1 protein-coding gene is annotated in these 5,398 nt (G+C 62.9%); it reads right to left on the bottom strand.

What is annotated here, in order from left to right:
* A partial coding sequence (locus D8U82_RS22645) for an immunoglobulin-like domain-containing protein (protein WP_347238848.1) occupies positions 1-5,398 on the bottom strand: 5,398 nt, incomplete at both ends.

The following is a 5,398-nucleotide window of genomic DNA, read 5'->3' as shown; positions in this document are numbered from 1 at the left end:
CGACGCCGATGGTGATGGTCTGACCGTTGGCCAGAGTCACGACCACAGGCGAGCCGGTGACTGGCGCGCCGACGGTGGCGGTGTAAGTCACGGTGCCGCCTTCGGCCACCGACGTATCGGCGGTCAGTTTGACGGTCGAAGTATCGATGGTGTCGGTGACTTGGGTGATCGCTGGCGTGGTGCTCGGCACGAGATTTTCGAAGTTACCACCGGTGGCGCTGGTGATCGTGGCCTGAACAGAGCCGGCGTCTTTGTAGACGTCATCGGAAGGTGCCGGAACAGTTGCGGTGCCGGTGGTTTCGCCAGCCTTGATGGTGATCACAGCGCCGTTCGACAAGGTCACGGTCACTGGCGAGCCAGCGGCGTTGGTCAAGGTCGCGGTGTAGGTGATCTGGCCACCTTCAGCCACCGAGTTGCTGGCGCTGAGCGACAGATTGGTGGTGTCGTTGACATCCGTAACAGTGGTCGAAACCGGTGTTTTATCCGCCACCAGATCTTCGAAGTTGCCACCGGTCACGCCAGTGATCGAGTTGGTGATCGGAGCATTACCAGCCAACGCATCGTTCGCAGCAACAGCAGTTGCAGTGCCAGTAGTCTGGCCGACGCCGATGGTGATGGTCTGACCGTTGGCCAGGGTCACGACCACAGGCGAGCCAGTCACTGGTGCACCAACGGTGGCGGTGTAAGTCACGGTGCCGCCTTCAGCCACCGAAGTATCGGCGGTCAGTTTGACGGTCGAAGTGTCGATGGTATCGGTGACATTGGTCACCGCTGGAACCGCGCTTGGCACCAGGTTCTCGAAGTTGCCGCCGGTCGCACCCTCGATGGTCACTTCGACTTTGCCGGCATCTTTATAGACGTCATCTTTCGGTGCGTCGACGGTCACGGTGCCGGTGGTTTTGCCTGCGTCGATGGTGATGGTGGCGCCGTTCGACAGGGTCACGGTGACCGGTGTGCCGGCCGGGTTGGTCAGGGTTGCGGTGTAGGTGATCTGGCCGCCTTCGGCGACCGAATCGCTGGCGCTCAGGTTCAGGTTGGTGGTGTCGGTGGTGTCGGAAACCACGGTGTCTGCGGACTTGCCGTCGACCAGCAGTTTTTCGTAATTGCCACCGGTGGCGCCATCAATGGTCACGCTCAACGAGCTGCCGCCCGCCAGCGGGCTGTTCGGCGCGACGTAGTTGACGCTGCCGGTGGTTTCGCCGACCGCGATGGTGATGGTCTGGCCGTTGGACAGGCTGACGGTGACCGGCGAACCGGTCACTGGCGCGCCCACGGTGGCGGTGTAAACCACGGTTTCGCCTTCGGCGACGTTCGCAGTGGCGCTCAGCGACACGGTGGTGGTGTCGATGGTGTCGTTGACTGTGGTCACCGCCGGCGCTGTGCTGGTGACGAGGTTTTCGAAGTTGCCGCCGGTTGCGCTCTGGATGGTCGCTTCAACGCTGCCGGCGTCTTTATAGACGTCGTCTTTCGGTGCATCGACGGTCACGGTGCCGGTGGTTTTGCCGGCCTCGATGAGGATAGTCGCACCGTTCGACAGGGTCACGGTGACCGGTGTGCCAGCGGCGTTGCTCAAAGTCGCGGTGTAGGTGATCTGGCCGCCTTCGTTCACCGCGCCGGTCGCGCTGAGCGACAGGTTGGTGGTGTCGACGGTGTCGGTCACGGTGCTGCTGACCGGGGTCTGGTCGGCAACGAGGTTTTCGAAGTTACCGCCGCTGACGTTGGTGATCGAGTTGGTCAGCGGCGCGTGGCCGGCGAGTACGTCGTTCGGCGCGGTGGTGCTCACGCTGCCGCTGGTCTTGCCGACTTCGATAGTGATGTTCTGACCATTGGCCAAGGTGACGACCACAGGCGAACCGGTGACCGGCGCGCCGACGGTGGCGGTGTAGGTGACGGTGCCACCTTCGGCCGCGGTTTCGGTGGCGGTCAGTTTGACCGTCGAGGTGTCGACGGTGTCGGTGACATCGGTAACCGCTGGCGTGGTGCTTGGCACCAGGTTTTCGAAGTTGCCGCCAGTGGCGTCCTTGATCGTGACTTCAACTTTTCCGGCGTCTTTATAGACGTCGTCGGCAGGTGCCGGAACGGTGACGGTGCCGGTGGATTTGCCAGCCTCGATGGTGATCACCGCGCCGTTGCTCAGATTCACGGTCACCGGGGTACCGGCCGGGTTGCTCAGGGTCGCGGTGTAGACAATCGAACCGCCCTCGGCCACGGAGCCGGTCGCGGACAGCGACAGGTTGGTGGTGTCGGCGACGTCGGTTACCGAGGTCACCGCCGGGGTTTGGTCGGCGACGAGATTTTCGTAATTGCCACCACTGGCGCCGTCGATTTTCACGCTCAGGGTGTTGCCGCCGGCCTGTGCATCGTTCGGCGCGGTGAAGTTGACGCTGGCGCTGCTGGCGCCGACCGGAATGGTGATGGTCTGGCCGTTGGACAGGGTCACCAGCACTGGCGAACCGGTGACCGGGGCGGTCACGGACGCGGTGTAGACAACCACGCCGCCTTCTATCGCGCTGGCGCTGGCGGTCAGCGAAACCGTGCTGTTGTCGATGGTGTCGGTGACATCAGTTACCGCAGGAGTCTTGTCGATCACCAGGTTTTCAAAGTTGCCGCCGCTGGTCTTGGTGATGCTCGCATCGACCTTGCCGGCGTCCTTGTACACGTCATCGGCGGGGGCGGCGATGGTTGCGCTGCCGGTGCTCGCGCCCTTGGCAATGTTGATCACCGCGCCGTTGCTCAGGGTCACGCTCATGGCGGTGCCGGCCGGATTGCTCAGGGTCGCGGTGTAGACGATCGAGCCGCCCTCGGCAACGCTGCCAGTGGCGCTCAGGCTGATGTTGGTGGTGTCGACGGCGTCGGTGACTTTAGTCACCACAGCCGAACGATCGGCCTCGACGCGCTCGAAATCGCCGCCGCTGTGGCTGGCGATCGCCGTCCGCACGTTGCTGCCATCGATGTACGGCGTATTGGCGGGCGCCGGGAAATTCACCGAACCGCTGGTAGCACCGGCAGCGATGTTGATCACCGCGCCGTTGGCCAGGGTCACGGTCATTGCAGTACCGGCCGGGTTGCTCAGGGTCGCGGTGTAGGTGATCTGGCCACCTTCGCTGACGGTATCGCTGGCGGTCAGGGTCAGTGCGGTTGTGTCGACGGTGTCGTTGACCGTGGTGCTGACCGGAGTCTTGCTGACGTCGAGTTTCTCGAAGTTGCCGCCGCTGGCGTCGGTCATGGTTACGGTGAGCTTGCTGACGTCCTTGTAGACGTCATCGCTCGGTGCGGCGATCGTCACCGAACCGCTGGTCTTGCCGGCTTCGATGGTGATGGTCTGGCCGTTGCTCAGGTTGACGGTTACCGGCGTTTGCGCGGCGTTGGTCAGCGTTGCGGTGTAAGTGATCGAAGAGCCTTCGAGCACATAGCTTTCTGCGCTGAGGGTCAGGTGCGTAGTGTTGACCGTGTCGGCAACGTTGGTCACCGCAGGCGTAGTGCTCGGCACCAGATTTTCGAAGTTGCCGCCGGTGGCGTCCTTGATGGTGACTTCGACTTTGCCGGCGTCTTTGTAGACGTCATCGGCAGGTGCCGGAACGGTCACGGTGCCGGTGGTCTTGCCGGCTTCAATGGTGATGACCGAGCCGTTGCTCAGGTTGACGGTGACCGGCGTACCGGCCGGGTTGCTCAGCGTCGCGGTGTAGGTGATCTGCCCGCCTTCGTTGACGTTGCCGGTGGCAGTCAGCGCGACGCTGGTGGTGTCGACGGTGTCGGTCACGGTGGTGCTGACCGGGGTCTTGTCGGCGACCAGATTTTCGAAGTTGCCGCCGCTGACGTTGGTGATCGAGTTGGTCAGCGGTGCGTGACCGATCTGCACGTCATTCGATACCGGGGCGGTGACGCTGCCGGTGGTCTGGCCCACGGCGATGGTGATGCTCTGGCCGTTGGCCAGGGTCACGACAACAGGCGTGCCGGTGACGGGCGCGCCGACAGTGGCGGTGTAGGTGACGGTTCCGCCTTCCGCGACCGAGGTGTCGGCGGTCAATTTGACCGTCGAGGTGTCGATGGTGTCGGTGACTTGAGTGACCGCTGGCGTGGTGCTCGAGACGAGATTCTCGAAGTTGCCGCCGGTGGCGCTGGTGATGGTGGCCTGCACGGAGCCTGAGTCTTTGTAGACGTCGTCGGACGGAGCCGGGAAGGTCACATTACCGCTGGTTTCGCCTGCCTGGATGGTGATGACGGCGCCATTCGACAAGGTCACCGTCACTGGCGAGCCAGCAGCATTGGTCAAGGTCGCGGTGTAAGTGATCTGGCCGCCTTCAGCCACGGAAGCGGTCGCGCTCAGCGACAGATTGGTGGTGTCGGCCACGTCGGTGACGGTGGTCGAAACTGGAGTATTGTCCGCCACCAGGTTTTCGTAGTTGCCACCGGTTACGCCAGTGATCGAGTTGGTCAGCGGAGCGTTGCCGGTCAAGGCATCGTTCGGTGCAATGTAGGTGATGGAGCCAGTGGTCTGGCCGACGGCGATGGTGATGTTCTGGCCGTTGGCCAACGTCACGACCACAGGCGAACCGGTGACTGGCGCGCCGACGGTGGCGGTGTAAGTCACGGTGCCGCCTTCGGCAACCGAGGTGTCTGCGCTCAGCTTCACCGTCGAGGTATCGACGGTGTCAGTGATTTCGGTCACTGCTGGCGTAGTGTTCGGCACCAGATTTTCGAAGTTGCCGCCGGTGGCGTCCTTGATGCTGACTTCGACCTGGCCGGCGTCTTTGTAGGCGTCATCGGCCGGCGCTGGAACGGTAACGGTGCCGGTGGTTTTGCCGGCATCAATGGTGATCACCGAACCGTTGCTCAGGGTCACGGTTACCGGGGTGCCGGCCGGATTCGTCAGCGTGGCGGTGTAGGTGATCTGGCCACCCTCGGCCACAGAACCGGTGGCGCTGAGGCTCAGGCCAGTGTCATCGACCGAGTCGGTAATCGTGGTAACGGCTGGCGTGGTGCTTGGCACCAGGTTTTCGAAGTTGCCACCGGTAGCGCCAGTGATGGTGGTGCTGACGGTGCTGCCATTGTTGTAAACGTCATTGGCCGCAGTCGGCACGTTGACGGTGCCGACGGTCTCGCCGGCAGCAATGGTGATGGTCGAACCGTTCGACAGGGTGACGGTAACCGGGGTTTGTGCCGGATTGGTCAGGGTCGCGGTGTAAGTGATCTGACCGCCTTCAACGATGTTATTGGTCGCAGTCAGCGTCAGGCCGGTGTTGTCGACCGAATCGGTAATCGTGGTGACCGCAGGCGTGTTGCTTGGCACCAGGTTTTCGAAATTGCCACCGGTTGCGCCAGTGATCGTGGTGCTGACGGTGCTGCCATTGTTGTACACGTCATTGGCCGCAGTCGGCACGTTGACGGTGCCGACGGT

This window comes from Pseudomonas sp. Sample_23 (assembly GCF_004307595.1).
Lineage (GTDB): Bacteria > Pseudomonadota > Gammaproteobacteria > Pseudomonadales > Pseudomonadaceae > Aquipseudomonas > Aquipseudomonas atacamensis.
The sequence above is the reverse complement of the archived record's forward strand: the minus strand, read 5'-3'. Positions and strand labels throughout refer to the sequence as shown.